A 26,558-nucleotide genomic window follows, 5' to 3' on the forward strand; every position below is an offset into this window, starting at 1 on the left:
CCCTCATCAATCAAGCGAGATTTGCTTGCGCTGGATCAGGTCGGCCCAAAGGGCGCGATCGGATTGGATCAGCGCTGAATAGGCCTGGGGGCTGCTTTGGGCAGGCAGGATAAAACCCAGGTCCGTGAAGGTCTTGCGTAGCGCCGGCTCCGCGAGGGCCTTGTTGGCGGCGGACGCCAACCGGGCAACGTGCTCATCGGGCGTGGCGGCGGGAACCATCAGGCCATATCGAACCAGCACGACGTAGTCCGGAAAACCGAGCTCGGCAAAAGTGGGCACGTCGGGAAGCAGCGGCAAGCGCTCGCGCGTGGCAACCGCCATCGGACGCACTTTCCCGGCCCGGATTTGCGGAAGGGCGGATCCAACCACGCCAAAGAGGGCTTGCACCTCATTTGCCATCAAAGCCTGCAGGGCGGGCGCGCCGCCCTTGTAGGGAATGTGCGTGATTTCTATCCCGGCGGCCTGGCTGAACAGCTCTCCAGCCAGGTGAAACGTGCCGCCATTGCCGGTGGAGGAGTAGTTGATTTTTCCCGGGTGCGCCTTGGCGTACGCCACGAATTCGGACAGGTTGCTCACCGGCAGCTTCGGATTGACCATCATGATGACCGGAAGATCCGACAGCAGGGCCACCGCCCTCAGATCGCGGTCCGCGTTGTACGAAAGCCGGTGATAGAGCATCGGGTTCAAGACCGACGTCGAATCGCTGGACAGCAACATCGCATAGCCGTCCGGCCTGGATTGGGCGATGTGGGTCGCGGCAATGATGCCGTTTCCGCCCGCGCGGTTTTCCACCACCACGGTCTGTCCCAACTCGCGGCCCATGCGATCGGCAACGGCGCGCGCAATCTGATCGGTGGTCGCGCCTGGCGCATAGGGAACCACGAGGCTCAGCGGGCGGTCAGGGAATTTGGCGGACTGCGCCCAAGCAGCGGTGGCCAGCGGGGCGGCCAGGGTGACGGCCGCCAGGAATTGCAGCACTGGTCGGCGCAGGATTCTCGTGTACGACATGGACGTCTCCTTTGGTGTGGGCGGCGCGCCTCTCTGCGGAGGCGGCGCCGCGTGGAGGGATTTCCCCCTCCGGGCGGGCTGTTGTTTATGAGTTCGGAACACCGTTGCGCAACAGGTCTCGGGCGATGACCCAGCGATGCACCTCGCTCGGGCCTTCCACGATGCGCAATACGCGGCACATGCGGGCGATGTACTCCAATGGCAGTTCCTTGGACAGGCCCATGCCGCCGAAGAGCTGAATCGCCCGATCGACCACGCGCTGGATCAGTTCCGTCGCCTGCACCTTGACCATCGAACCGTCTCTGCGGAAATCGGTCACGCCCTGATCGATCTTCCAGGCCAGCCGGTAGGTCATCAGCCTGACCATTTCGATTTCCTGGTAGCTGTCGGCAATCCACCACTGAATGGCCTGGCGGTCCGCCAGGAGCGCGCCAAAGGTGCGGCGGCTGTTTGCCTGCTCGACCATCATGTCCAGGCAGCGGCTGGCCAAGCCGATGCACCGGGCCGCAATATCGAGCCGCCGTACGCCCAGGCGGTTGGTGATGGGCACAAAGGCATTGCCCACTTCGCCCAGCACCTGCTCGTCGTCCAGAATGACGTCGTCGAAGAAGACCTGATAGGGGTGATACTCGCCTATCATCGGGTACGACGTCGGAATGGTGACTCCGGGAGTGCCCTTGTCCACCAGGAACGCGGTCATCCCCCCACGCGACTTGAGGGCGGGATCCGTCACTGCCACCACGATCATGAAATCGGCGCGGCGGGCGTTGCTGATCCACATCTTGGCGCCGTTCAGCACCCACTTGCCGTTCTTGCGTTCCGCGCGCATCTTGATGTTGCCTGCGTCCGAACCCGCCCCTTCTTCGGACAGCGCAATGCAGCTCTTCTTTTCTCCATTGGCGTAGGGCAGGAGATACCGGTCTATCTGCGCCCCCTTGCACAGGGCCTTGAGCAGGTAGAGATTGGGGCTGTCAGGCGGCGGAACGAAAGGCACGATCGAGTGCTTCAGCTGCTCGATCACGACGCACTTGGCCAGCATCCCGAATTCCTGGCCCCCGAACTCCTCGGGTACGTCTATGCCCCAAAGGCCGACTTCGCGCGCCTTGGCCTGCAGGGTCTTGTCCAGCTCTGGCGGAATGAGCGGATCGTCGCCCAGTCCGCGCTCGGCCTCCCGGCGAATGATCAGCGGCTCCTGCGGGATCAGCTCGCGCTGCGTGAACGTGCGTACCGTATCGCGGATCATGCCTACGGTGTCAGGTAAAGAGAAATCCATGTTCATCCTTGTCTTGCGTTCATCGGCTCAACCGGCGCGGCGAAACCGCGGAATCGTCACTTCCGGCGTGACCGCGTCGAAGGCGGCCTGCACCGCGTCGCCGACGCGCACCTCGGAAGGAGGCAGCCCCACGACATTGCTGAGCAGCCGCGGCCCTTCCTCCAGCTGGATCAGCGAGACGTTGTAGGGCACGTCGCCGGCAAAGGCGGGGTGGTACACCTGATGAAACACGATGGTCGAGAGCACGGTGCCTCGCCCGCTCAGGCGAACCCACTCATGGCGCTCCGAGAGGCATCGGGGGCATACGTGGTTGATGGGCGAGCGGATATGGCCGCAATCGCCGCACTGCTGCAGTTTCAGCATGCCGTCGCGCGCGGCTTCCCAGAAGGGGCGATTCCATTCCTCGATAGAGGGGAGGGGCTTCGTGTAGGCGCTGTTTTGTTGGCTCATGTCGGATTTCCTCTGGCTCAGCCGGCTTGCAGGACCATGGCGTTGGAGCAGTTCAGCGTCATGCCTCGCCCCGTCACCAGGCACGTGTTGGCGCCTTCCACCTGGCGCGGGCCGCATGCGCCCCGCATCTGGCGCACACCTTCGACGATGTGCAGCCAGCCTTCCATATAGGACTCGGAGAGGTTGCCGCCCGCCGTGTTCACGGGCAACTCGCCGCCCAGCTGGATACGGCCGCCCTCGACGAACGGGCCGCTTTCGCCCGTGCCGCAAAAACCCCCATGCTCCAGCCAAAGAAGCACGCTCATGCTGAAGTTGTCATAGAGCTGGGCGACATCGATGTCCTTTGGTCCGACCCCCGCCATGGAATAGGCGCGCTGCAGCGCCTCCTTCTGATGCGGCACGTACCACCAATCTTCTCGTTCCATGTTCTGCGTGGTGTATGCCTGACCCAGGCCGGCGATCTTGACTACCGGTTGGCGCAGGTCACGCGCCCGTTCGGCGGAAGTCAGGATCACGCAAACGCCGCCGTCGCTGATCAGGCAGCAATCCAGCAAATGGAAGGGCTCGACAATCCAGCGCGATGCCTGATGGTCCTCGATGGTGATCGGGTCACGCATGACCGCATCTGGATTGAGGGAGGCATGGCGGCGGCAGGCGACCGCGACTTCCCCCAGCTGCCGGCTGGTCGTCCCATACAGCGCCATGTGGCGGCTGGCGGCGATCGCGCTATTGGCGGCCGCGCCGAACATGCCCCAGATGCCCCAGGGGTCTCCCCAGCCGGAGGAACGGTTGAAACGATAGTTTCCCGTGCGCGCGGTATCGGCGAAGACGCAGGCCACGTAATCGGCCATGCCTGCCTCGATCGCCAGGGCGGCGTTCTGAATCAGCGCGCCGCCGGTACCGCCGCCCATCGTCATGCTGCCGGTGTATCGCGGGTCTATGCCCAGCGTTTCGCCCATGCGCAGATAGTTGAGCGAACCTTCCGGCGACGTCGTGCCCGGCATCGTCAACAAGCCGTCGATCTGGCCTTTTTGCAGGCCCGCATCGTCCAGCGCCCGGCGAAACGCCTCGGTGGCCAGGCTTACCGGCGTCGATCCCGGCAGTTTTCCCTGAGGCGTGGCGCCGACGCCGACAATGGCAACCTTATTGCTTAGTGAACTCATGTGTCCTCCCTTTTGAATTCAGCGACCGCGAAAATCGGGTGCGCGTTTCTCCTGGAATGCGCGGCGCCCCTCGATCCGGTCTTCCGTATCGCGCAGCAAGCCGAAGGCGTAGCGTTCCAGGCCGATGGCGCCCTCCAATGGCATGTCCATGCCTTCGCGCACCAGGCGCTTCACCGCCCGCACCGCCAACGGGGCATTTGCCGCGATGCGCCGCGCAATTCCGGTCGCGGTTTTGATCAGGTCCTGAGGGGCCGTCACCTGGCTTACCAGCCCGAGCCGCAGCGCCTCCTGCGCATCGACGCGATCTCCGGTCAAGAGCAGCAGCATGGCGCTGGACGCGCCTATCGTCCGTGGCAGTCGCTGCGTGCCGCCGCCGCCCGGTATGCTCCCCAGCCGCACCTCCGACAGCCCGAAGCTGGCGTTCTCGGCGGCGATACGAATGTCGCAGGCCAGCGCCAGCTCCAGCCCGCCGCCAATCGCATGGCCGTTGATGGCGCAGATGATGGGCTGGGCGATGTCCATGCCCGCCAGGATGTGGTCGGATTGGCTGCGACCGAATGTCAGCTCGGCAAAGCTCTCCTTGGGCGGCATCGTCTTCTTCAGGTCGGATCCGGTGCAGAACGCCTTATCGCCCGAACCCGTCAGAATGACGGCCCTGATGCTGTCGTCGGCGGCAATCCTGGCCCAGGCCCCGCGCAGTTCAGCCCGGGTTTCCGGATCGATCGCGTTCATGGCTTCTGGCCGCGACAAGGTAAGCGTCGCAACGCCATCGTCGACGGCGAGTTGTAGTGACATGGTTTCTCCAGTGCTGAGGGATGCGCTATGCGGGCCGCACTAGCGCAAGAAAATCGGCGACGACCGCGTCGGGGTCGCCGGCCAGGGACAGCTGCTTGGGAACATCGGCGCGCATGCGCGCCCAGGCGTAGCAATCGGCGGCCTTGTCCATCAATTCCTGATCGCTCAATGGCAGGGCGGACGAGCCGCGCAAATCCTCGACGCGGCGCACATGGCAGGCGCCGCCACGCTCATGGATGCGCACACTGGCCCAGCGCGGCAGAATGCCCGCGCCTGCCGCGCATTCGGCGTGCACGCGCGGCAGGAAGGCCTGAATCCCTGGGCGGCGCACCTGTTCGTCCGTGAAACTTGCCAGGTTGATCCGGCCATCGGCCAGCGCCGCGGCTACGGCGTATTCCATGCTGAACTTGCCCTGCAGGCCCGTGGCCGGCCGGTGGTGGATAAGGGGCACCAGCGCCCCGGGGCTGGTTTCGATTTCCACGCGGTCAACGCTCTCAAGGGTCAAGCCATGATCGGCACGCAAGGCCAGGAGCGCGTCGAGCGTGCGGTGGGTCGCATAGCACAGCGGATACTTCTTGACGTCTATACCGCTGGCGATGAGCTCGAGCGGCGCCTGGCCAAGACATCCCAGGGCGGGAGCCAGATCCTGGCCCTGGCCGTAGAGCACGGAATAGCCTTGAGCGTTTCCCATGCTGTCGGGCGAAGCCGTGAACCCGGCTTGCGCCAGCCGAGCGGCGCGCACGGCGGCCGCATTGGCCTGGCCCGCCTGGAAGGATTTGGCGTCGGCGCCGAAATTGGCTCGCGTCCCGGCCGCCTGCGCTACCGCCAGCCCGACTGCATGGGCGGTTTGCGTCGCGGTCAGACTCAAAAGATGCGCGCACGCGGCGGCCGCCCCGATCACACCTATGCTGGCGGTGGCGTGCCAGCCGCGCGCGTAATGCTCGACCGCGATTGCACGCGCCAGCTTGCATATCACCTCGAAACCAACCACATATGCCGACATCAGGCGCCTCATCGGCAGCCCTTCGCATTCGCCAAGCGCCAGCAGGGCGGGCCACAGCACCACGCTGGGATGGCCGCGCAGCGGCGAGGTCACGTCGTCATAGTCCAGGACGTGGGCGGCGATGCCGTTGTAGAGCGCGGCGGACTCCACCGGCGCCCGCTCTTCCTGCCCCCAAAGCGCGGCTTGCTCGCCCGCGCCCAGCGTGGCCAGATAAGTCCTGGCCCGGAGCGCGGCAGGCTCCGAGCGGCCCGCGACGCCCACGGCGTAGGTGTCCAGCAACGATCGCGCGCAGCGCTGGCGCAGTTCCGGCGAGACCATCGCCGGATCGAACCGGACGGAAAAAGCAGCAATCAGCTCGGCGGCGGTCATCGAAGCACTCCCTGTTCGCGAAGCATGGCGACTTGAGCCGCATCGATCCCCAGCCGCTCCCGGCAGACTTCTTCGGTGTGTTCGCCCAGCAATGGCGCGGGCCGCAGGACATCGCCGGGGGTCCGGGAAAGCTTGAAAGGCGGTGCGCTATACACCGTTTCCCCCATCTCGGGATGAACGACCCGGCGCCAGTGCCCGCGTTCCTGGAGTTGGGGATCGTGGCGCAGGACGTCGGCGGCGTCGGCCACGATGCCAGCCGGCACCCCTGCCGCCTGCAGGACGCGCATGAGGGCAGGCGCCTCCCAGGAAGCCGTGGAGCGCGCTAGCGCCCGATCAATGTCACCGCGCGCCTGCCAGCGGCCCAGGGCATGCCCGTATTCCGGCTTTGCAAGCTCCGGCGGATCGCCCAGCGCGCGGCGCAATGCCAGCCACTGGTCGTCGGTGGCGGCGGATATCGCAACCCAGCGGTCCTCTCCGGATGCGGGATATACGCCCTGTGGCGCCCAATCGTCCTGGGCGTTGCCTCGCGGCTGGGCCACCTGGCCATTGGCCGTGTAATCCATCACCGCCGGTCCCAGCAGGGCGATGGTGGGTTCTATCTGGGCCACGTCGATGTACTGTCCCTTCCCGGTACGCCGCCGATGGCGCAGCGCGGCCAGCACGGCAAATGCCGCGTGGGTGGGATTGGGGATGTGATCGGGAAAGTTGGTGCCAGTGCCCGCTGGCGGACGACCGGGCTTGCCGCAAAGGAACTGCAGGCCGGTCACCGCACCCATGGTCAGCCCGTAACCCAGGTAGTTGGCCTGCGGTCCGCTGTCGCCTTGCATGGACATGGCCAGATAGACCATGCTCGGGTTGATCTCGCGCAGCGCCTCGTATCCCAGTCCCAACCGCTCCATGGTTCCAGGCGTGAAGTTGTTCGCCACGACGTCGGCGTCCTTGACCAGGCGCAGTGCCAGGGCACGCGCTTCTGGACGTTTCAGATTCAGCGTGATGCTGCGCTTGCTGGAGTTGCGGTCTGCGAAGTAGCCGCTGCGATTGACGCCGGCGCGCCCGTCCTTGAACGGCTTTGCCTCGCGCAGAGAATCCAGGCGATCGGCGCTTTCGATCTTGATCACGTCGGCGCCAAAATCCGCAAGCAGCTTGGTGGTGAAGGATCCGGCTCCGATCCAGGTAAAGTCGATTACCGTGATCCCCGCCAGGGGGCCTGCGCTGTTCAGGTGCTCGTGTTTCATCCGGTGACTCCCGCACGCAGCAACACCTGTTGCGCCTGCCATTCATATCCCAGCGTCTCGAGTATCTGGCTGGTGTGTTCGCCCAGGCGAGGCGCGGGACGCCCCGCCTGCCAAGGCGTGCCGGTGAGCCGATAGGGTGCGCCAGGCAGCGCGAGGAGGGCGCCACTGTAAGGGTGCGGCGCATCGTCCTGGAAAAAACGGCGGTGCCTGAGTTGCTCGTTGACCAGCAGATCGGCGCTGGTGCTGACCGGGCAGATCGGAATGCGCCTGCGCTGGCCTTCCTCATAGAGTTCGGCCTTCGTCCGGGTGGCCGCATAAGGAAGGAATATGGCCTCGAAGCGTTCCTTGGCCTCGTCGCTGGCAAGATAGGCCATATCGCCCCAGCGCTCCTCGCGCAATGCTTGCGCGCCCGGGGCGCCGACATCCACCAGCCAGTCCGTGGTCGCGGACCAAAAGCGATTGGCCGCGATCCCTCCGGCCATCAGATAGACCATGCCATCGGAGCAGGCAAATACGCCGGTGCCCGCCTGGCGCTGCAGGCCGCCATTGCGCCTGCGCACCGTGTCTTCCAGGTCGACGAACTGCACCGCGTTCTCCAGCGCCATGGCGACGCATTCCTGCATCGACACATCGACCTGCTGCCCCTGTCCGCCGCCGTCTTCACAGCTCCATAGCGCGATCAAGGACCCCACGGCCGCGAACTGCGCCGCGGCCAGATAGGCCTGATGCCCGTACGCGGCCAAGGGTTCGCTATCGGGATATCCGCCCAGGTACAGGAGTCCGCCCATCGCCAGTGCCACCAGGTCGTCGGCCGCGTAGTGCGCATAGGGTCCGGACTGGCCAAAGGCCGTGATGCGGGTCATGACCAGGCCCGGGTTGATCTTCTTGAGATCGTCATAACCCAGGCCGCGCCGTTCCATGAGGCCTGCCGGTTCGGCCTCGATCAGGATGTCCGCGCTGCGGGCGAGTTCGCGCAGCAACGACTGTCCTTGGGCCTGCTCGAGATCCAGGCACATGCCGCGCTTGCCCTGGTTGAAGTAGGCAAAGGGCAGGCTGCGTTCGGGGTGAGGGCGCTGTTCCAGGAATGGACCCTCGCGCCGTGTCGAGGCGCCGCCCGGCGGTTCCACGAGCACCACATCGGCGCCCAGTTGCGCCAGCATCCTGCCGCAGTATTGCGTCGCATGACCGCACAGGTCCAGCACCCGCAAACCGTGTAACGCCGTCTCCCTGATCATCTGCTGTTCCATATAGTGGACCGTTCAAATCTGTTGCACCATCACACTCTAAGCAGTAAGGTGCCGCTTGAAAACGGTCCCACAGCAGATTTTGGTCCATATGGTGAAACTCATGCCCATCGAATTGCCGTCCCGCGAAACCGCCGCTGGCACACAGGTGCTGCGCCGGGCCATGGCGCTTTTGCGCCTTGTCACCACGCACAACAGGACCGGCCTGCGCCTGACCGATCTGCACCGCATGAGCGGGGTCGAAAAGCCAACCGTCCACCGCATCCTGCAGGGGTTGCTGGCGGAGCGGATGCTGCGCCAGGACACCACAAGCAAGCGCTACTACCTGGGCGCTGCGATGTACGAAATGGGGATCGCGGCCGCGCCCAAACTGGCCCTGCGGGACATCTGCCGCCCATTCCTGCGGGTCATCGCGGACCAGACCGGAGACACCGTATTTCTTATCGAACGGTCCAATTTCGACGGCGTATGCATGGACCGCGCCGAGGGCAACTTCCCGATCAAGGCCTTTGTCCTGGACGTGGGGCGCCGGCGCCCGTTGACCGTGGGCGGGGGCAGCCTGGCCATCCTGTCCGCATTGCCGGATCTGGAGGTTCAGCGCATATGCGACATCAACGCCGAGCGAACCAAGGACAGGTTTCCCCGCTACAGCGAAGACGACTTGAGGAGGGATATCGCGGACGCCCGGACGCGGGGCTACGCGCTAAAGGACGTGCTGGAAATCCCGGGGGTGCGAACCGCGGCCGTGCCCATCCGAAGACCGGACGGCACCGCCATTGCCGCGATCAGCGTGGCGACGATCGCGCCACGGCTGGACCAGCACCGCAGCGCGCTGGTGGCCGGTTACATTGCGGAAGCGGTGGTGGCGGTAGAGGCCCAATTGGCGGCCGAGCCCTGAGCAGGCATTTTGGAAAGCCTGGAGCCGACGCCGACCGCCGGCAACAAGTCCAGGCGTACTAGCGCAGTTGCACTTTGCCGCTGTACGGTATCCGTGCTTACATCGTCAGATGCCGTCGCGGGGCGGCACCGGCGGAGAGCATCATGGCGCTGAGCGATGTGCGGGGTAACCCCATTTCCACTGATGAACCAGCATCCCTGGCCGCCTACGAACGAGCACAGACTCTGTTCCACGGTTATTACGGTGACCCGGTGGGGATCATCGACGAGGCGCTGGCCAACGACCCCATGTTCGTCATGGGTCATGTGTTGCGCGCCGGCATGATGATCACCGCCAGCGACCAGTGCGTCGAACCGCTCCTGCGCGAAAGCGTGGAGGCCGCCGAGGGCCTGCACGACATCGCCAACGAGCGCGAACGGCGCCACACCGCCGCCGCGCGCGCCTGGTTGAACGGCGAGTTCTCGACTTCCCTGCGGCGCTATGCCGACATTCTCATCGACTACCCGCACGACACGCTGGCCCTGCAGGTCGGCCATATCGGCGACTTCCTGCTGGGCCGCTCGGCCATGCTGCGCGACCGGGTGGCCGGCATTCTTCCCGCCTGGAACAGGCAGATGCCGGACTATGGCTACGTGCTGGGCATGCATGCATTCGGCCTCGAGGAAACCAATCTCTATGCCCAGGCCGAGGCCCAGGGCCGGCGCGCGCTGGAGCTCAATGCCCGCGATCCCTGGGCCGTACATGCGGTAGCCCATGTCCTGGAGATGCAGGGGCGGGTGGAGGAGGGCATCGCATGGCTGAAGGGACGCCGTGAAGACTGGTCCGCCGACAACATGCTTTCCATTCACAACTGGTGGCACCTGGCGCTGTTTCACCTGGACCGCGAGGAGATAGCCGAAGTCCTGGATCTGTACGACAACCGGCTGCGCGAATCATCCACCGGGCAGGTCCTGGACCTGGTCGATGCTTCCGCCATGCTGTGGCGCCTGCTGCTGCGCGGTATCGACGTGGCATCGCGCTGGCGCCAGCTGTCCGCCGTCTGGCAACAGCGCGGAGGAACGGGGTACTACGCATTCAACGACGTGCATGCCTTGATGGCCCACCTGGGCGCGGGTGATGGCGCGGCCGCGCAGCGATTGATCGAGTCCATGGAAGAGGCCGCGGAAGGCGGCGGCACCAATGCGATGATGACGCGCGACGTCGGCCTGCCCGTGGCGCACGCGCTGGTGGCCTTCGTGCGCGAGGATTACGCGCTGACCGTGGATCTGCTGCGAGACGTGCGTCTGATCGCGCATCGCTTCGGCGGCAGCCACGCCCAGCGCGATGTGCTGGCGCTGACCCTGGTAGAAGCAGCCTTGCGCGATGGAGCCCGCACCCTGGCCAAAGTACTGACAGCCGAACGCATCGCCTTGAAACCCGCCAGCGAAGGCAATCAGAAGCTTGCCGCGCGGGCGGCGGCGCTATAGAGTCGGCCATGGCCCGGCCTTCTCGCGTCCACGCCGTGGCGTTCGACTCTCCAATAAAGACGTTCCATGGCTTCAGTTACGCCCACCCCGGTCGACACTCCTGCTTCGCAATGGCTGCGCTGGCTGCCCGGACTGACGGTACTGCGCTCGTACAAGGCCGCCTGGCTCCCACGGGACCTGGCCGCCGGCCTGGTCCTGACGACCATGCTGGTGCCGGTCGGCATCGCCTACGCCGAGGCGTCGGGCGTGCCGGGCGTCTACGGTCTGTACGCCACGATCATCCCGCTGCTGGCTTATGCGCTGTTCGGCCCGAGCAGAATTCTGGTGCTGGGGCCGGACTCCGCGCTCGCCGCGCCGATCCTGGCCGTGGTGCTCAGCGTCTCTGGCGGCGATCCGATGCGCGCGGTGGCTGCGGCCAGCCTGATGGCCATCGTCTCAGGCCTGTTCTGCATCGTGCTGGGGCTGATGCGGCTCGGCTTCATCACCGAGCTGCTGTCCAAGCCGATCCGCTATGGCTACATGAACGGTATCGCGCTGACCGTACTGGTAAGCCAGTTGCCCAAGCTGCTCGCGGTCCCGATCGAAGATGCCGGGCCGCTGCGCGAACTGTGGCAACTTGCCAGGGCGGTGGGCGCCGGCGAGGTCCACTACTACAGCTTCGCGGTGGGCGCCGCGAGCCTGGCGGTGATCCTGCTGCTCAAGCGATTTGAACGCTTGCCGGGCATCCTGATTGCGGTGATCCTGGCCACGCTGGCGGTCAGCGTCTTCCGGCTGGATGCCCAGGGCGTGAAAGTGCTGGGTGAGATCCCGCAGGGGCTGCCGAGCTTCGCGTGGCCGTGGCTCAGCGACGCAGACATGGTCAAGATCGTGCTTGGCGGCTGCGCGGTGGCGATGATCTCGTTCGCGGATACCAGCGTGCTATCGCGCACCTATGCCGCGCGCATCCATACGCGCGTGGATCCGAACCAGGAAATGGTGGGGCTGGGCGTGGCCAACCTGGCGGCCGGCTTCTTCCAGGGCTTTCCGATCAGCAGCAGCGCGTCGCGCACCCCGGTGGCGGAGGCGGCGGGCTCGCGCACCCAGCTCACAGGCGTCGTGGGCGCAGTGGCCGTGGCCGTCTTGCTGCTGGCCGCGCCGAACCTGCTGCGCTACCTGCCGAACAGCGCGCTGGCCGCCGTGGTGATCGCCGCCGCCATCGGTCTGTTCGAATTCAAGGACCTGCGGCGCATCTACCGCATCCAGCAGTGGGAGTTCTGGCTGTCCATGCTGTGCTTTGCCGCCGTGGCCGTGTTCGGCGCGATTCCCGGCATCTGCCTGGCCGTGGTCATCGCCATCATCGAATTCCTGTGGGACGGCTGGAGACCGCATTTCGCGGTACTCGGCCGCGTGCCCAATCTGCGTGGTTACCATGACCTCAAACGCTACCCGCATGCGGCGCTGATCGACGGCCTGGTGCTGTTCCGCTGGGATGCGCCGCTGTTCTTCGCCAATGCCGAACTGTTCCAGCAACGGCTGATGGAAGCCGTAGGGGCGTCGCCGACGCCGGTGCGACGCGTGGTGGTGGCGGCCGAGCCCGTCACCAGCGTCGACGTCACCTCAGCAGACATGCTGCGCGAACTGAGCCGGAATCTGGCGAAGGAGGGCGTCGCACTCCATTTCGCCGAGATGAAAGACCCGGTCCGCGACAAGCTCAAGCGCTTCGAGCTGACCGAGATCTTCAGCGACGACCGGTTCCACCCCACGGTGGGCAGCGCCGTGGAAGACTATCTGGAAAGTGAGCACGCCAGGAAAACGAAGGTCTAGCGCACCGGCATTCTCCCCGGCCCCCTGGCGCTGGCGGGTGCGAAGGAGCGTCAGAGGAGAAAGGGGAGGCTGCCCGTAGCCGAGAGCGCGCCAAGCCCGGATAGCACCAACGAATCGCGACGGTCGCATCCCGCCCGACGCGAGCTGAGGGCAGCATGAAAACAAACTGCGCCGAGTACGGCCAAAGATATTCCTATTCCTAACATGACGCTGCTTACCCTGAGTGAGGTTGAAGACATACTTACGGGAAGCTGAATTGATCGGACGGATGGGAATTAGTTCCTTTGGCCGGCCAGCATTGCTGTTGCGCGCGGCAGAATCAGGCGATCCGTCTTTCTCATGGCGCTCAACCACGCAGCGGCGCGACACTTTGTCGATAAACCGGGATAATCGACACACTGACTTGAGTTGGATTCAACAATGTCGCGAGACGGCTACACCGACCTGCTGGCCTTTATCCACGTAGCGCGCGAAGGCAGCTTTACCCGCGCCGCCGCGCAGTTGGGCGTTTCCCCATCCGCCGTCAGTCATTCGGTGCGGGCATTGGAGACGCGCATGGACGTTCGGCTGCTGACCCGCACCACCCGCAGCGTCTCCGTAACGGAGGCGGGCGCGCGCCTGTACGAAAGCACCGCGCCGCGTTTCGAAGAGATAGACGCGGAACTGTTGGCGGCCGCCGAGCAGCGCAAGAAGCCAGCGGGCACCGTGCGCATTACCACTGCAGAACACGCAGCCACGGCCATCCTCTGGCCCAAGCTCTCAAAAATCCTCCCCGACTACCCCGACATCACGGTGGAAGTCACCGTGGATTACAGCCGCTCGGACATCGTGTCCGACCGCTACGACGCTGGCGTGCGCTTGGGGGACGAGCTGGCCAAGGACATGATCGCGGTGCGCATCAGCCCTGACATGCGCATCGCGGTGGTGGGTTCGCCAGACTACTTCGCCGGTAAAGCCAAACCGAAGACCCCCCACGACCTGGCCGGTCACAACTGCATCAACCTGCGCCTGCCTACTCATGGCGGGCTGATGGTTTGGGACTTCCGCAAAGGCAAGCGTGAGCTCAAGGTGCGCGTGACCGGGCAGTGGATCTACAACAGCATCTCGCCTATCGTGCGCGCCGCCCTGGCGGGGCAGGGCCTGGGATTCCTGCCGGAGGACGCGGTGGCTGACCATATCGCCGAGGGCCGGTTGGTGCGCGTGCTTGACGACTGGTGCCAACCCTACACGGGCTACCATCTGTACTACCCCAGCCGCCGGCAGTCCTCCGGCGCACTGGCCGTTATCGTGGATGCGCTGCGCTATCGGGAGTCTCCCCGCAAGCCAGCCACGCCGAAAGACGACTCCGCCTCGCAGGCCGCGCCCGCCATGGACTAGTGCATTACTGAATTCCGCTCAAGACTGAATGCGGATTCTAGGCCTTAATCAAAACAATTCCCCGCTATACGATTTCCTTCCCCGACACAGATTGCGCCCGGCACCCGCATGGTTCCATGCGCATCGCGCGAATCACAGGAAGGAACTCCATGAAAACGAACCTCATCGCCGCCGGTACGGCGGTCGCCATGATGGGCGCCGCAACGGCGCACGCGCAGGGTGTCCAGATCACGCCCGCGGGCGCCACGCCGACGACCTTGGGCGCGGCGCAGAACTTCAGCGGCCATGTGGCCGTGGACATTAAATCGGCAGGCGACAGCGCCAGGCACGGCAGCGTCGGCATGGTCGATTTCGCGCCGGGCGCGCGCACCGCGTGGCACACGCATCCGGTCGGTCAGTTGCTCATCGTCACCGATGGCAAGGGCTGGGTGCAGGAAGAAGGGCAGTCGCGGCGCGAGATCAAGGCCGGCGATGTGGTGTGGATCAAGGCTGACGTCAAGCACTGGCACGGCGCGGCAGAAGACAATGGCATGCGTCACCTGGCGATCGCCTATGTCAAGGACGGCAAGAGCGCGGACTGGAAGGAGCTGGTGAGCGATGATCAGAACCAGGCCCGCTAAGCGCGCAGCCGCCGCGCTCGCCCTGGTGCTGGGCGTGGCCGGCGGCGCCTCGCAGAACACCGTGCAAGCACAAGCTGCCATGACGCCCACCCAAGCCCCCTCGGAAACGCTGTCCGCCAGGCAGCAGGCCATCCCGCTGATCGCGTCCTTCATGGCGGCGAGCGACATGCCCCGGCTCAATGCGGCGCTGAACCAGGGCCTGGATGCAGGCCTCACCATCAGCGAGGGCAGGGAAGTGCTGGTGCAGCTCTATGCCTACGCCGGTTTCCCCAAGAGTCTGAACGCACTGGGCGAACTGCTGAAGGTCGTCGAAGCCCGCAAGCAGCGCGGCATCCATGACGCACCGGGCCGCGAACCCAGCCGCGCCATTCCCACGGGCGACGAACTGCTCACGGTCGGCACAGCCAACCAGACGAAGATTTCCGGCGGTCCGGTCAAGAACGCCGTGACGGAATTCGCCCCGGTCATCAATGAATACCTTCAAGCGCACCTGTTCGGCGCCATCTTCGAACGTGACAACCTGGACTGGCAAAGCCGCGAGCTGGCCACCGTCGGCGCGCTGGCCGCCATGCCGGGCGTAGAAGCGCAACTGCGCTCGCACATGCGCGCCAGCATGCGCATGGGCCTCACCCCCGCGCAGTTACGCCAGTTGACGCAGGTGCTGGCTGAACGCGGCGATGCGGATGCGGCCACGCGCGCCGGGCACGCATTGCAAGAGGCGCTTGCCGCCGCCTCGGGAGGCTGAGCATGAAAGCTGCCAAGACCCTTCTGACCGCCATGACACTGACCTCATTCGCCACTTGCGCGGCCCTGCCCGAGCTCGACAGCAGGTCCGTCTCCGATGGCCCGCTGGTGATACAGGAGCAGGGGAGTTTCACTGTGGGCGGGACGGTCGTGCGCACGCCCGGCACGTACGACAACAACCACCCCACCGCCGCGGGGCAGTCGTTCCATGGAGACCACCTCTACGCGTTCTATCAAATCCCGCAGAACCCCAAGCCGCTGCCCATCGTCATGTTGCACGGCGCCTTCCAGTCGGGGCGCAGTTGGGAAACCACGCCGGATGGCCGTCAGGGCTTTCAGACCCTCTTCTTGCGCCGAGGCTTTCCGGTCTATCTGGTCGATCAGCCTCGTCGCGGCAGGGCCGGTAACAGCACCGTGGCGGCGACGATCGAGCCCATTCCCTTCGATCAACTCTTCTTCGATCAATTCCGGCTCGGCAAGTGGCCGAACTACTTCGACAACGCACAGTTCGACCGCAGGCCCGAGACGCTGGACCAGTTCCTTCGCTCGGTCACGCCCAACACCGGGCCTTACGATCCCGGCGTGATCTCGGACGCCATGGCTGCACTGTTCGAGAAAACAGGGCCCGGCATCCTGTTCTCGCACTCGCAGGCAGGCGGCCCGGGCTGGCTCACGGCGATCAAGAGCCGGAACGTCAAGGGAATTGTCGCGTTTGAGCCCGGCAGCGGGTTCATCTTCCCCGAAGGCGAAGTGCCCGATGCCATGCCCAGCGCGGCGGGGACATTGACACCCGAGTCGGTGCCCCTGGCCGACTTCCAGAAGCTCACGCGTATCCCGATCGTCATCTACTACGGCGACAACTTTCCAACCGAACCGACCGCGGAACGCGGCCAGGACAACTGGCGCGTGCGCCTGGCCATGGCCAGGCTTTGGGTCGACGCCGTCAACAGACACGGTGGCGACGCGCAACTGGTTCATCTGCCGGCGATCGGCATCCAGGGCAATACGCATTTCCTGATGTCAGACCTCAACAACGTCCAGATCGCCGACCTGGTCTCGCGGTTCCTGGCCGACAAGAAGCTGGACTGACGCGGCTCCTGATCCCGCGCCAAGCCTCAATTGCACGTTTCACGGAGAATTCAACATGATGCGCACCGTAATGAAGGCCACCCTCATGGCCGCCATGGTCGGCGCCCCGGGCGCAGCAGCCCTGGCCGACGACTACAAGAAAAACCCGTTCACTTTGGCCTACCAGGGCGCGATCACGAAGAACGAGCCGGGCAACGTCAACATCCACCCCGTCAAATACAAGCTGAACGGCCTGGACATCGTTGCCAACGTCTACACCCCCGCGAACTACGATCCGAAGCGGAAGTATCCGGCGATCGTCGTGGCGCACCCCAACGGAGGGGTCAAGGAGCAGGTCGCAGGTCTGTATGCCCAGCGTCTGGCCGAAAAGGGCTACATCACGATCGCAATGGACGCGGCCTACCAGGGCGGCAGCGGCGGCGAACCGCGCAATGTCGACAAGCCCGCCAACCGTATTGAGGATATCCACGGCGCGGCAGACTTCATCACCCAGTACGCAGGCGTCGACAAAGACCGCCTGGGTGTGCTTGGCATATGCGGCGGTGGGGGCTACACACTGGCTGCGGCGCAAAGCGACAAGCGCTTCAAGGCGATCGCTACGCTCAGCATGTTCAACTCGGGCCGCGTGCGCCGTAACGGTTTCGCGGATTCGCAACTGAACACCATCCAGGAACGATTGCAGCTGGCCTCAGCCGCGCGTGCCCAGGAAGCCGCTGGCGGCAAAGTGCTCTATTCGGGCGACGCGGACATGACGGACGAGCAGATCGCCGCGCTGCCATTCGAGATGTACCGCCAAGGCTACGAATATTACTGGCGCACGCACGCGCACCCCGGCTCGACGTTCAAGTACACCACGAGCAGCCTGCTGGACCTGATGCGCTGGGATGCTACCGACCGGATCGAGCTGATAGACAAGCCACTGCTGATGATCGCGGGCACCAAGGCCGATAGCCTGTACATGACCGAAGATGCCTTCGTCAGGGCATCGGGCACAAAGGACAAGGAGCTGTTCAAGATCGAAGGCGCCACCCATATCGAGACCTACTGGGTTCCCAAGTATGTCGATGCGGCCATGGGCAAGCTGACGACCTTCTTCGCCAAGACTCTGTAAGGCAGCGGCGAAGGCGCGGGCGAGGAGGGCGGCTGCATACCCGGCGGTTCAACGGCCCTGGGGCAAACCAAGCACGGCCGATCCGAGCACAAGTATGGATCGGCCGTCGCAGAGGAATGCTCCTAAAATAGGATGCACAGATCCCGCTCGAACACCACGGCAACGTCATGACATTCAGTGAACGGCTGAAAGCCTGGGCCAGGCGCATCAAGCGAGACGGCTTGACCCTCTGGTTCGCAGGCAAGCACCCTGGGACGCCTTGGCACGCCAAAGCGGTCGGCGTGTTCGTGGTTGCCTATGCGCTAAGCCCGATCGATTTGATTCCCGACTTCATACCTGTATTGGGGTACGTCGATGACGTCCTATTGCTGCCAGGATTGATCTACCTGGCCATCAGACTCTTGCCGCCGGACGTTCTTGCCGAATGCAGGCGCCAGGCAGAGGCATGGATGGATTCGGCCGGTTCGAAGCCCCGCAGCCGGGCGGGCGCGGTGCTGATCGTGGCGTTGTGGATGAGCGCTGGCGTGGCAGCATGGTTTTGGCTATTGCGGTAATCCCCCCGCAAGCATGTTGCAGCCAGAAGTGGAATTTTCTCCTCGGGGAGTTCTACCGCATGACTTCGTATTCACCGCCGTGTGCGCCTGTCGGCTGACGCGGCAGATGCCTTGGGATGGGGCGCTTGCATGTCTTGGCTCCACGCCTGCGTTCGGGATTGGCAAGGCATAATTCGAAACGCATCACTCGAATGCGCCTGTTAGCCAGGCAATTTTCATCGCCGTGGCGCAGTTCTCTCTTTGTCCTGGATAGTCTCTTTGGCCCCTTCATCGCCTCTCTCGGCGTATCGCCGCCGACTGCTGCAAGCTCTTGTCCTGGGCGCACTGGGGCCGCTCGTTGCCTGCTCCAGGCCGCCTTCCATGGATACCACATTCGTGCAGCTTTGGCGCAGTCACCTGGACCTGGGCCGTGATGAATGGCGCCGGCGTTTGGACGTTACCCGCCAGTTGGGCTGCCGCGAGATATGCCTGCAGTGGGTGGGGCTGGAAGGCGGGCCCAATGAGCAATGGATGGCCTCCGATGCGTTCATGCACATGATCTTCGACGAGGCCGAACGTCTGGGAATGGGCGTACATGTAGGGTTGCCTTACGACGAACGCTGGTGGAGCGTGCTCGGCGCGCAAGATGACCGGGTGGTGGCGCGCTTCCTGGAGCAGGCGGGCGAGCGCGGAGCAGCCTATATCGGCTCAGCGCCGTGGCCCACCCGCAAGGGTTTCCGGGGCTGGTACATCCCGTATGAGCTTGAGCAGTACAACTGGGCAACGGATGCGCGTCTGGCCTTGTTAGGGCCGTGGCTGTCTGTCTATTCACAGGCGGCGATTGCTCGGGGCGGCCAGGTTCCCACGATTTCCACGTACTACAGCCGCCTGCCGACCGAAGGCACCCTGGTCAAACTTTGGCAGGTGGTGCTCGACAGCGCCCGCGTGCGGCCTATGATCCAGGATGGCGTGGGCGTGGCCGGCATGTCCAACTACCAGGCGCTGGCGCCGCTGCGCGACATGCTGGTGGCCCGAGGCGTCCCGTTTGACCTGATCCTGGAACTGTTCGAGGAACTGCCCACCGGCAAGAAGGACGGCACGGATTTCAAGGCCAGGTCCGCGGATGCCCAGCGTGTGAAGCAGCAGTTCGAGGTGGCGCGCGGCTACGGTGCGAGCCGCGTGGTCGCGTTCGCGATCGACCCGTGGGTAATCGGCGACACACCGGAGGCGCGGGCGTTGCTCAAGGCCTGGAACCGCTTGCGCGGCTAGGCGTCGCGCCTAGCCGCCTCCGGCGGCCTCGATGAGTTCAAGCAGGTTGCCGTTGGGCAAGAACAAGAAAACGATACGACGGCCCCCAAACGCAATGGCGCTTGCGGGTTCTGCCGTACGTCTGGCTCCCGTGTCTTCCAGCGCTTCCAAGGCAGCATCGAAGCCTGTGGTCTCAAAGGCCTGGTGATAGATCTTGTTGCGCCGCTTGATGACGCCTTCCACGGGCGAGTCCGCCGCAGTGGGCGTCAGCAATTCCAGGCGCGGCCCCGGCCCCACCAGGAACCGTCCGCGCACGCGCTGGATCGGGTCGTCGAATTCAGGCGACTCCAGTGTATAGCCCAGGGTCTCCCAGCAACGCTGCTCCGCGTCAAGGTCGCGGCAAGCGACGCCAAGGTGATGAAAGGTGCAGCCTAGCTTGGTGAGCATATCGTTCGCTTATGAGTCGGTCAGAACTGGAAGTACAGGAATCTTGCGGTCTTATGCAGGTGCAGCATGGCATAGAACAGCACCATCGCCGTGATGAGCGCCCAGGACAGGGTGGGACGCCAACGCAGCCAGCGGGGCGCCACGTCATCGACGCCTTCGAGCGAGGGCGCATACACGCTCATCATCTGATTCGAGTTCGGCGCACACCAGACGATGGCCAGGAGCGCCGCAATCAGCAATCCCTGGCTCCAACGCTCGATCATCAGGCGTATCACTTCGCTAGAGGTCCACGCGTCGCTGCCGCCAAGCAGAGCCTGGATGGGGAAAAGAACAGGTTGCAGCGATTCCAGGCCATGCAGCCCGATCATGCCGGCGATGAGGGAAAACGCGTCACTGGTGCTGTGCGCACGGAAAAAGAGCAAGGCGACGACCACGCACAGGAATGTCAGCAGGACGAAACCGGCGCGAACGAGGAACCCCGACGTTTCGCCACGCGCCGGGCCAAACTGGCGCCACGCGTGATTGATGGTCAGGTAGAAGCCGTGCAGCAGGCCGAAAATGAGGAATTGCAGTCCAGCGCCATGCCAGACGCCGGCCAGGCCCATCGTGAACACGGTGGGAAACAGAATCATGCCGCTAAATCCGCGCACGGTCTTGGTTGCCTTGCGTCCCACAGGCAGGCCCTTGCGGGCACGCGCCCGGGTGACCGCCAGCGCCACGGGGTTGTAGAGATACGCGGTCAGGTAGCGTGTTAGCGTCATGTGAAAACGCTGCCAGAACTCTATGATGCCCGTCGCCTTGAAGGGCGAATTGAAGTTGAGCGGAAAGCTGATGCCGAACATCTTCGCCAGCCCGATCGCCATGTCAGAGTAGCCGGAGAAGTCGAAATACAGTTGCAGGGCATACGCCAGGGCGGTGCCCCAAGCCCCCAGGAATTGCTGATCGCCAGGCTGGTTGAAGCCCGCCTCGGCCCAGGGGGCAATGCTGTCGGCCAACAACACCTTCTTGGCCAGGCCGATGACGAACAACGTGACGCCAATGGACAGGTTCTCGGCCTTGAATCGGTAGTTCTCGCGGTTGGCGAACTGCGGCATCATTTCTTTGTGATGCAGGATCGGGCCGGCAATCAGGTGCGGGAAGAATGTGACGAACAGCACGTAGCTCACGAAGCCGCGTTCGCGCACCACACCAGCACGGCAGTCCAGCAGGAATCCCAGCTGCGTGAAGGTGAAGAACGAAATGCCCAGCGGCAGAATCATATCGCTGACGCTATGCGAGACCAAGCCGTAGTCGCCCAGGAAGCCAAGCAGGGCGACCAGATACTTGTAGTAGAACAGCAGCGAGAGGTTCGCGACGATTCCACCCGCAAGGATCCAGAGCTGGGCGCGAGGTCGGGATTCCGTCGCCAGGATGCCCAGGCTCACGACGTAGTTGAATGTGATCGAGGCAAGCAGGAGCACGACGAAGTGCGGATCCCACCAACCATAGAAAACCAGCGAGGCGATACACAGCCAGGCCGCGGCGGCCATCGGGCGTATCGCCCCCAAAAGATAGTATCCGCCCAGCGATAGCGGAAGGAACATCAACATGAACGGCAACGAGTTGAACAGCATACTGGGCGGTCTATAGAAGGAAACGCTGAATAGGGTGGCGGGATTTCCGGCGGACTCAGGCCCGGGCGGAGAGTTGCTTGCGTATGAGAGCGAGGAGCTCGCCCACGTTGCGCAGTCCTTCCACTTCGGACGTCTTGAAGCGCACGCCAAAGCGCATTTCGGTGGCGACCATGATGTTCACGTTGCTCAGAGAGTCCCAGGCGTCGAAGTCGGCCGCGCTCGATTCCAGGTTGACTTCCACCGTGTCATCATCAAAGATGTCGCGGAAAATATCCGTCAAGGCGCTGAGGATTTCTGCATCGGTCATGTCATGCTCCTGATTTTCATGGGTGCGCTAGGGGGAGTGAAAACGTCAAGATCCAGCACCCATTGCGTGGCGTTTTCATTTTCGTTCAATAGGGAAAAACCGAGCTTTCGATAGTGATCCTTCACCATCGTATTCTTGGGCGTCGGGAGGTATTCCCCGATAAGCCTTTTGGCGCCGGCACGGCGCGCCTCGTCCACGAGTACCCCCAGCGTAGCCCGCTCCACTTCGCGGCCGAGCACACGGCAGCTCATCAGCCACGTGTCGATGCGCCAGTCGCCGGACGCATCGGGCAGGGCGGCAATGATCGCAATGATGCCGTTGTCGCCAAAGCTGTCTTTCAGGCGGAAGTGCAGCAGCACCGAGCGCGGATCGCGCATCATGGCCCGGACGTCATCCTCGCCATGGCGCCGCGTCGTCAGATTGAACTGATTGGTCTTGCCGATCAATTGCACGATGCGTTGCAGGTCGGTGGTGTTGAAGACGTTCCATTCCAACACCATGTTCAGACTTTGCAGGTACGAGGCCAGGTCCTTCTGGCTGGTGCGCAGCGCTTCGCGTTCGATATTGGCCTGGTACTGATGGGCGCGCTCGCGGTCTGCGTCGGTCAGTGAAGTGCTCTCGAAATAGCCTGCCCGCGAGACCGTCGCGCCATAGAGCGCCGGGTCCTCGGGCATTTCCGGAACGCGAACCATGGGCAATTCGCGGCGCACCAGATTGCGTTCGAAGGGATTGTCGTCCACGAAGACCAGCGCATCCAGGCCGATGTTCAACCGCTGCGCAATGCTGCGCAGGTTGCTGGCCTTGTCTTGCCAATTTGCCACGAAGCACGCAATGTCTTCGCGCTTGAGCACCATTTCGGGATGGGACGTGAAGGGCAGCAACGCGTTCTCTTCATCGTTCTTCGAGCAAACGGCAAGAATGATGCCGCGTCGCGTCATGTCTCGCGCATACCGTTGGAACGCGGCAAAGGCTTCTCCTTCGCCGTTGCCTTGCCCCAGCACGATCTTTTCCACGCCGTCGTCGCCGATGACGCCACCCCAGAGGGTATTGTCCAGATCGAGCACCAGGCATTTGGCGCTCATGCCCAGGCGTGCCGCGATCAGTCGCGCCACCAGGTCCCCGTAGGCGGGACTGGCTTGCGGCGTGACGTATTGCTTGGCCCGCAACCACAAACGCGGATCATGCCACGCTTGCAGGCCATCCTGTTCGCATTGCTCGTCCAGTGCCAGGATATCCACGCCTTCCTCGTCGGCGGCCTGGCGCAGGGCTTCATTCAGGCGGCGCAGCAGCCAACGGCCCGAGCCGGGCATTCTTTGCTCGTTACTGCCCATCAGCGCAAGGTGCGTGGGCATCAACGTCTGCTGGATCACCTGCGCGTTGAAGCTTTCGCGCAGGCGGCGCCACAACGTGCGCAGGTTCCCGATGGTCGACGCAATCTTCTCGTTGGCTTCGACCATGCCCATCGGCGCCGTCTCGTCGCCGATCAGGTGCTGGGTGTCAAAGGCGCACAGCACCGCGTTAGGCCCATAGGCATGCAGGTCTGACGAGGGGTCGAGCGCCTCGCGCAAGTACTGCGCGTAAGGCGTTACATGGATATCGGCCCACAGGTTGTGGCGCAGCGCGCCCACGCGCAGACCGGGCAGCAATTGGTCGGTGGTGGACGAGCCCAGCACAGCCAGCTTGATCGGCCGCGACGTCAGGGTTGCGGGCGGCGCGGCGCCGAACGCCTTCAACAGCCGCTTGTCCAGCTTGGCGGTCTGGACAAAATCCAGATTCTCATTGGCCAGTTTGACCAGATCGCTCCATTTCGGCTCGGACTGGCGCGAGAATTCTTCCAGCGCTTGCGGCCAATCGGGCGTGCGGGGTAACCAATTCAATTCGGGCATGGAGTCCTCGTGGTGTGGGGCTCGAATGATTCAAGAAGCAGCTATGGCGGTCTTGCGCAGCGCCGCGAGTTCTTCCTCAGACAGCGGTTGGACCAACGACATTTCGGACATCTCCCAAATCACCAGCCTCAGGCTCTTGGGCCAGGTTGCTTGATTTTGAAGAGCCAGCATCAGTGCATCGGCGAACTTGCCGCCATCCCGGCTCACGTTCCAGACCTGTTGGCCAAGGGATTGGCCCAACTGCTCCGCAAAATTGCTGCGGCGGGAGTTGGAGCTTCCCGCCAGCAACACCTGCACGGCAGGGCCTTCATCGAGCAGTCCGCCCGAGGCGGCCAGTTGGAATTTTTGCGGAATTTCAACGTCCGGCGCCGGCCGCCACTGGGCGGGCGCATGTTCCAGGCCGGCCAGGATCAGCAAGTCGCCTATCCTTTGCTTCTCCGCTGCCGCCGATTCGACGGTATAGCGCTGATCACCTTTCGCGCCGACCAGCGGCAAGGCCGCCGCCGCCACGGTCTGGGCAGCCAGCGCGGCGCCGTTCTGGTTCAGGTGTACGTCCGTGCGATAAAAGGGCGCGGCTGCGGCCTGCAAGGGATCGGTCAAGTCGACATGTGCAACCCCGCCAGCCTGCAGCGCCTGCTGCCACTGGGGCAGGCGCCCCGTCATGGCGCCGGGCCTGGACAGGCCGCAGAGCGCGTCGCTTTCGATCCGCGACTTGTCCGGCACTGTAACCACCAGCAGCTGGACCTTGGCGGCTTCCAGTTGTTTCGCCAGTTGTTGCATCAGTTCGATGCGCCGGGCAACGATCGATTCGGCGTCCGCGACCGGCGGCCGGATCCCGTCAGCATAGAACAGCCAGCCGGGACAACCTTCCTGAACCTGGGGCCCCAGTTGCCCCAGGAAGCGGTAGCGCCATGAGGCATCGATCGTCTCCAGCTTGTCGCGCCACGGCAACACGAGCGCGGCGTTGAGCTTGGCGCCGGCGGTGCCGTCGATCCAGGCGCGGGCATTCATGCTGCCCAGGTCCGCCCGTACGCTTTCGGCCACACCGCAGATCAGTCCAATCGTCAGCAGGGCTCCGAAAAAGAATGCGGACTTTCGATGCGAGGGCGTCCGCGCGGGAGTTTGCGTTTGCATGGTGCTTACTTGTTGATCGCGGCGCCGACGCCTTCACGCCAGGCGGCTTCTGTCATCAGCGATGCTGCGTCCCATTGACCGCTTGTATTGGGTCCGTAGAGCATCTGCGCTTCATTGAGCTGCCACACCACGACTTGCGGACGGCTTTGCTGGAAGGCAGGCGACTTCAGATAATCGAGAAAAACCGCCCAGGGGCCGAAATTGCCGTATTTCCAAGTCAGGCCGACAGGGCGGTCCAGCGCGCTGGACAAGGTCTGCGGAAAACCCAGGTAGGGTTGCACAAAGCTGTTGCCCACCACATGCACGGGATTGACCGCGCTGTCGAGCAAACCGGAAGCATCAGCCTTGTTGGCGCGAACCACATAGATCTGCTGACCCAGGGACTTGCGTTGAGCGGCCGTCATCAACTCGGCAAAATCCCCGAAGCGGCGCTCCTTGACCCAGGCTCCCAACTTGGTTCCGCCGCCGGCCTGGCCGTTCAAAGTCCAGCTTGCGGTGATCGTCTGGGCGGTGGCGCGGGCCGCTGCTTCCGCGCTCCAGGCAGTCCAGTGCGAGTCTTTTTGCAGGAATGCCGTCTGGTCATCGTGCTCGACGCTCTTGAGCACCGGCATCAGGTCCACTGTCTTGATGTCAGCGCTGTTCAGGCTGGCAATGATATTGGCGTATCGGTCTTTCGCCGCAGCGGAGATCGAGCGGCCCGCGGGCAACTTGTCTTCGTAGAACCGCGCCTTCAACGGTGCAACCAGCACCACCAGGCCAATGCCGCGCTTTCCCAGCTCGTCGCGCGCGGCGCGCATCAGGCCCACCGAATTCTGGATGCCGGCCTTGCCTGCGTCCGAGATATTGTCTTGCGCGTAGAAGAGCCAATCATCCTTGCCAATCAGCACGGCCTGCGCCTGGGCGGCGGCCGGCGCCAGGATCGCACCGGCGAGTATCAGGCCGGCAACAAAGGTGCACGAAGGGCGAAGAGCGGTCGGGGTATGTTTCATGGTCGGGGAATGATCCTTAGGTTCGGGAAAGGGCGTAGGCCAACCGGCTTCAGGGAGCGCGATACGGCTCGGTGCGGTTTTCCTGTCCGATCAGGACGGGCGAGGCGGCCGTGCCCACCAAGAAGAGGCTGTAGCGGTCGCCGGCCTTGAGCATGGGTAAGTGAAAGGGCGCGGATAGTTTGTCGGCGCAGGCGCCCACCAGTTCCGCGGACACCGGATTGATGCTGCGGGCGGCACGCGTGTTTTCCGCTACCTCGCTGAACACGGTCGGGCCGTTGGCGATCGACACGCTTGCCGCGCAAGCGGGAACCAGGTTGTAGACCGCAAGTTCGGCTTTCAGGCCATCGGCGGCTTCGCCGGCATCGGCGATGGGCTTGACGCTCGCCGTATCGCCGTGGACGGTGACAACCATAGTCACGAAACCGCTGGCTGGCGCCATAACGTCGCTGGAAACGGGCTTGCCGTTGATACGCAATGCCAGGGGCTTTCCACCCGTCACGACCCGATAGTCGGTCGCGATCTGCTCGCGCGGGGCCAATTGCACGGCCTTGGCGCCAGCACCCAATTGAATCGAGAGCGTCTGCGCCGTCGGGTTGACGATGCGCACGTAGGCCGAACCCGCCGGGGGCAGGGCGTACAGGCGGGCGATGTCATCGGCGGGCGCGGCCAGCGCGGGGCCGGCAACCAGCCCCAGTGCGGCGCAAGGGGCAATCATTCGACTCAGGTTGGCTCGGATCAGGGAAATCAGCATGA

Annotated in this window: 25 protein-coding genes; 10 read left to right on the plus strand and 15 right to left on the minus strand. The window is 64.1% G+C overall.

Features of this window, described 5'->3' with window-relative positions; translation table 11 throughout:
* Positions 1–6: 6 nt before the first annotated feature.
* The 8 genes from HLG70_RS07270 to HLG70_RS07305 form a co-directional block, all read right to left on the minus strand.
* The gene (locus HLG70_RS07270) at positions 7–1,008 is read right to left on the minus strand and encodes a Bug family tripartite tricarboxylate transporter substrate binding protein (protein WP_171662409.1); all 1,002 of its coding nucleotides are present in this window, start codon (positions 1,006–1,008) and stop codon (positions 7–9) included.
* 85 nt (positions 1,009–1,093) lie between these two features.
* The gene (locus HLG70_RS07275) at positions 1,094–2,281 is read right to left on the minus strand and encodes an acyl-CoA dehydrogenase family protein (RefSeq protein ID WP_171662408.1); all 1,188 of its coding nucleotides are present in this window, start codon (positions 2,279–2,281) and stop codon (positions 1,094–1,096) included.
* Positions 2,282–2,308: 27 nt separating this feature from the next.
* Positions 2,309–2,731, minus strand: coding sequence for a Zn-ribbon domain-containing OB-fold protein (locus HLG70_RS07280; RefSeq protein WP_171662407.1), 423 nt, complete (start codon positions 2,729–2,731; stop codon positions 2,309–2,311).
* Between the two features lie 17 nt (positions 2,732–2,748).
* Entirely contained in the window at positions 2,749–3,894 is a 1,146-nt protein-coding gene (locus HLG70_RS07285; protein ID WP_171662406.1) for a thiolase family protein, read from the minus strand.
* Between the two features lie 18 nt (positions 3,895–3,912).
* Positions 3,913–4,689, minus strand: coding sequence for an enoyl-CoA hydratase/isomerase family protein (locus HLG70_RS07290; protein ID WP_171662405.1), 777 nt, complete (start codon positions 4,687–4,689; stop codon positions 3,913–3,915).
* A gap of 25 nt (positions 4,690–4,714) precedes the next feature.
* Positions 4,715–6,061, minus strand: a complete 1,347-nt coding sequence (locus HLG70_RS07295) for an MmgE/PrpD family protein (RefSeq protein WP_171662404.1) — start codon at positions 6,059–6,061, stop codon at positions 4,715–4,717.
* Entirely contained in the window at positions 6,058–7,296 is a 1,239-nt protein-coding gene (locus HLG70_RS07300) for a CaiB/BaiF CoA transferase family protein (protein WP_171662403.1), read from the minus strand. The genes HLG70_RS07295 and HLG70_RS07300 overlap by 4 nt, the downstream gene beginning before the upstream one ends.
* Positions 7,293–8,531 carry a CaiB/BaiF CoA transferase family protein gene (locus HLG70_RS07305; protein ID WP_234102981.1) on the minus strand — a complete coding sequence of 413 codons (1,239 nt, stop codon included), beginning with the start codon at positions 8,529–8,531 and terminating at the stop codon, positions 7,293–7,295. The genes HLG70_RS07300 and HLG70_RS07305 overlap by 4 nt, the downstream gene beginning before the upstream one ends.
* A 112-nt stretch (positions 8,532–8,643) precedes the next feature.
* Here HLG70_RS07305 and HLG70_RS07310 point away from each other — a divergent pair, with 112 nt between their 5' ends.
* The 10 genes from HLG70_RS07310 (at position 8,644) to HLG70_RS07355 (ending at position 19,450) form a co-directional block, all read left to right on the plus strand.
* On the plus strand, positions 8,644–9,438 hold the full coding sequence (locus HLG70_RS07310) for an IclR family transcriptional regulator (protein WP_171662401.1): 795 nt from the start codon (positions 8,644–8,646) through the stop codon (positions 9,436–9,438).
* Between the two features lie 143 nt (positions 9,439–9,581).
* The gene (locus tag HLG70_RS07315) at positions 9,582–10,904 is read left to right on the plus strand and encodes a tetratricopeptide repeat protein (protein ID WP_171662400.1); all 1,323 of its coding nucleotides are present in this window, start codon (positions 9,582–9,584) and stop codon (positions 10,902–10,904) included.
* Between the two features lie 66 nt (positions 10,905–10,970).
* Entirely contained in the window at positions 10,971–12,707 is a 1,737-nt protein-coding gene (locus HLG70_RS07320; RefSeq protein ID WP_171662399.1) for a SulP family inorganic anion transporter, read from the plus strand.
* A gap of 420 nt (positions 12,708–13,127) precedes the next feature.
* Positions 13,128–14,084 carry a LysR family transcriptional regulator gene (locus tag HLG70_RS07325; RefSeq protein WP_171662398.1) on the plus strand — a complete coding sequence of 319 codons (957 nt, stop codon included), beginning with the start codon at positions 13,128–13,130 and terminating at the stop codon, positions 14,082–14,084.
* Between the two features lie 149 nt (positions 14,085–14,233).
* Positions 14,234–14,704, plus strand: coding sequence for a (R)-mandelonitrile lyase (locus tag HLG70_RS07330; RefSeq protein ID WP_171662397.1), 471 nt, complete (start codon positions 14,234–14,236; stop codon positions 14,702–14,704).
* Positions 14,682–15,449, plus strand: a complete 768-nt coding sequence (locus tag HLG70_RS07335) for a carboxymuconolactone decarboxylase family protein (RefSeq protein ID WP_171662396.1) — start codon at positions 14,682–14,684, stop codon at positions 15,447–15,449. The genes HLG70_RS07330 and HLG70_RS07335 overlap by 23 nt, the downstream gene beginning before the upstream one ends.
* Before the next feature lie 2 nt (positions 15,450–15,451).
* Complete coding sequence (locus HLG70_RS07340) at positions 15,452–16,537, plus strand: alpha/beta hydrolase (RefSeq protein WP_171662395.1); 1,086 nt, start codon at positions 15,452–15,454, stop codon at positions 16,535–16,537.
* A 58-nt stretch (positions 16,538–16,595) separates the two neighbouring features.
* Positions 16,596–17,648, plus strand: coding sequence for an alpha/beta hydrolase (locus HLG70_RS07345; RefSeq protein WP_419144810.1), 1,053 nt, complete (start codon positions 16,596–16,598; stop codon positions 17,646–17,648).
* 167 nt (positions 17,649–17,815) lie between these two features.
* A complete protein-coding gene (locus tag HLG70_RS07350) occupies positions 17,816–18,202 on the plus strand; it encodes a YkvA family protein (RefSeq protein WP_171662393.1) in 387 nt (128 codons plus the stop codon).
* A 360-nt stretch (positions 18,203–18,562) separates the two neighbouring features.
* On the plus strand, positions 18,563–19,450 hold the full coding sequence (locus HLG70_RS07355; protein WP_234102991.1) for a DUF4434 domain-containing protein: 888 nt from the start codon (positions 18,563–18,565) through the stop codon (positions 19,448–19,450).
* A gap of 9 nt (positions 19,451–19,459) precedes the next feature.
* On the opposite strand, the gene HLG70_RS07360 is transcribed toward HLG70_RS07355, so the two are convergent.
* From HLG70_RS07360 to HLG70_RS07390, 7 genes are all read right to left on the minus strand, one after another.
* Positions 19,460–19,876: a VOC family protein gene (locus HLG70_RS07360; RefSeq protein ID WP_171662392.1), complete on the minus strand. Its 417-nt coding sequence runs from the start codon at positions 19,874–19,876 to the stop codon at positions 19,460–19,462.
* A 20-nt stretch (positions 19,877–19,896) separates the two neighbouring features.
* Positions 19,897–21,489, minus strand: a complete 1,593-nt coding sequence (locus HLG70_RS07365; protein WP_171662391.1) for an MBOAT family O-acyltransferase — start codon at positions 21,487–21,489, stop codon at positions 19,897–19,899.
* Positions 21,490–21,544: 55 nt separating this feature from the next.
* Positions 21,545–21,796, minus strand: a complete 252-nt coding sequence (locus HLG70_RS07370; RefSeq protein ID WP_171662390.1) for an acyl carrier protein — start codon at positions 21,794–21,796, stop codon at positions 21,545–21,547.
* On the minus strand, positions 21,793–23,682 hold the full coding sequence (locus tag HLG70_RS07375) for an HAD-IIIC family phosphatase (RefSeq protein ID WP_171662389.1): 1,890 nt from the start codon (positions 23,680–23,682) through the stop codon (positions 21,793–21,795). Before HLG70_RS07375 ends, HLG70_RS07370 begins: the two co-directional genes overlap by 4 nt.
* A 30-nt stretch (positions 23,683–23,712) precedes the next feature.
* Complete coding sequence (locus HLG70_RS07380) at positions 23,713–24,693, minus strand: alginate O-acetyltransferase AlgX-related protein (RefSeq protein WP_234102993.1); 981 nt, start codon at positions 24,691–24,693, stop codon at positions 23,713–23,715.
* Between the two features lie 128 nt (positions 24,694–24,821).
* Positions 24,822–25,805: an alginate O-acetyltransferase AlgX-related protein gene (locus HLG70_RS07385; protein ID WP_171662387.1), complete on the minus strand. Its 984-nt coding sequence runs from the start codon at positions 25,803–25,805 to the stop codon at positions 24,822–24,824.
* Between the two features lie 49 nt (positions 25,806–25,854).
* Positions 25,855–26,556 (minus strand): alginate O-acetyltransferase AlgF, encoded by a 702-nt coding sequence (locus tag HLG70_RS07390; protein ID WP_171662386.1) that lies wholly within the window; start codon positions 26,554–26,556, stop codon positions 25,855–25,857.
* Positions 26,557–26,558 lie beyond the last annotated feature (2 nt).

It is taken from the genome of Achromobacter deleyi (assembly GCF_013116765.2).
Lineage (GTDB): Bacteria > Pseudomonadota > Gammaproteobacteria > Burkholderiales > Burkholderiaceae_B > Achromobacter > Achromobacter deleyi_A.

What these genes read in the sequence shown, in the direction of transcription:
- HLG70_RS07360 (WP_171662392.1), bottom strand. Translation starts at nt 19,876, where the DNA reads ATGCTCACCAAGCTAGGCTGCACCTTTCATCACCTTGGCGTCGCTTGC.
- HLG70_RS07285 (WP_171662406.1), bottom strand. Translation starts at nt 3,894, where the DNA reads ATGAGTTCACTAAGCAATAAGGTTGCCATTGTCGGCGTCGGCGCCACG.
- HLG70_RS07290 (WP_171662405.1), bottom strand. Translation starts at nt 4,689, where the DNA reads ATGTCACTACAACTCGCCGTCGACGATGGCGTTGCGACGCTTACCTTG.
- HLG70_RS07375 (WP_171662389.1), bottom strand. Translation starts at nt 23,682, where the DNA reads ATGCCCGAATTGAATTGGTTACCCCGCACGCCCGATTGGCCGCAAGCG.
- HLG70_RS07300 (WP_171662403.1), bottom strand. Translation starts at nt 7,296, where the DNA reads ATGAAACACGAGCACCTGAACAGCGCAGGCCCCCTGGCGGGGATCACG.
- HLG70_RS07340 (WP_171662395.1), top strand. Translation starts at nt 15,452, where the DNA reads ATGAAAGCTGCCAAGACCCTTCTGACCGCCATGACACTGACCTCATTC.
- HLG70_RS07345 (WP_419144810.1), top strand. Translation starts at nt 16,596, where the DNA reads ATGCGCACCGTAATGAAGGCCACCCTCATGGCCGCCATGGTCGGCGCC.
- HLG70_RS07385 (WP_171662387.1), bottom strand. Translation starts at nt 25,805, where the DNA reads ATGAAACATACCCCGACCGCTCTTCGCCCTTCGTGCACCTTTGTTGCC.
- HLG70_RS07390 (WP_171662386.1), bottom strand. Translation starts at nt 26,556, where the DNA reads ATGCTGATTTCCCTGATCCGAGCCAACCTGAGTCGAATGATTGCCCCT.
- HLG70_RS07310 (WP_171662401.1), top strand. Translation starts at nt 8,644, where the DNA reads ATGCCCATCGAATTGCCGTCCCGCGAAACCGCCGCTGGCACACAGGTG.
- HLG70_RS07350 (WP_171662393.1), top strand. Translation starts at nt 17,816, where the DNA reads ATGACATTCAGTGAACGGCTGAAAGCCTGGGCCAGGCGCATCAAGCGA.
- HLG70_RS07275 (WP_171662408.1), bottom strand. Translation starts at nt 2,281, where the DNA reads ATGGATTTCTCTTTACCTGACACCGTAGGCATGATCCGCGATACGGTA.
- HLG70_RS07305 (WP_234102981.1), bottom strand. Translation starts at nt 8,531, where the DNA reads ATGATCAGGGAGACGGCGTTACACGGTTTGCGGGTGCTGGACCTGTGC.
- HLG70_RS07315 (WP_171662400.1), top strand. Translation starts at nt 9,582, where the DNA reads ATGGCGCTGAGCGATGTGCGGGGTAACCCCATTTCCACTGATGAACCA.
- HLG70_RS07280 (WP_171662407.1), bottom strand. Translation starts at nt 2,731, where the DNA reads ATGAGCCAACAAAACAGCGCCTACACGAAGCCCCTCCCCTCTATCGAG.
- HLG70_RS07330 (WP_171662397.1), top strand. Translation starts at nt 14,234, where the DNA reads ATGAAAACGAACCTCATCGCCGCCGGTACGGCGGTCGCCATGATGGGC.
- HLG70_RS07355 (WP_234102991.1), top strand. Translation starts at nt 18,563, where the DNA reads ATGGATACCACATTCGTGCAGCTTTGGCGCAGTCACCTGGACCTGGGC.
- HLG70_RS07365 (WP_171662391.1), bottom strand. Translation starts at nt 21,489, where the DNA reads ATGCTGTTCAACTCGTTGCCGTTCATGTTGATGTTCCTTCCGCTATCG.
- HLG70_RS07370 (WP_171662390.1), bottom strand. Translation starts at nt 21,796, where the DNA reads ATGACCGATGCAGAAATCCTCAGCGCCTTGACGGATATTTTCCGCGAC.
- HLG70_RS07320 (WP_171662399.1), top strand. Translation starts at nt 10,971, where the DNA reads ATGGCTTCAGTTACGCCCACCCCGGTCGACACTCCTGCTTCGCAATGG.
- HLG70_RS07325 (WP_171662398.1), top strand. Translation starts at nt 13,128, where the DNA reads ATGTCGCGAGACGGCTACACCGACCTGCTGGCCTTTATCCACGTAGCG.
- HLG70_RS07335 (WP_171662396.1), top strand. Translation starts at nt 14,682, where the DNA reads ATGATCAGAACCAGGCCCGCTAAGCGCGCAGCCGCCGCGCTCGCCCTG.
- HLG70_RS07295 (WP_171662404.1), bottom strand. Translation starts at nt 6,061, where the DNA reads ATGACCGCCGCCGAGCTGATTGCTGCTTTTTCCGTCCGGTTCGATCCG.
- HLG70_RS07380 (WP_234102993.1), bottom strand. Translation starts at nt 24,693, where the DNA reads ATGAATGCCCGCGCCTGGATCGACGGCACCGCCGGCGCCAAGCTCAAC.
- HLG70_RS07270 (WP_171662409.1), bottom strand. Translation starts at nt 1,008, where the DNA reads ATGTCGTACACGAGAATCCTGCGCCGACCAGTGCTGCAATTCCTGGCG.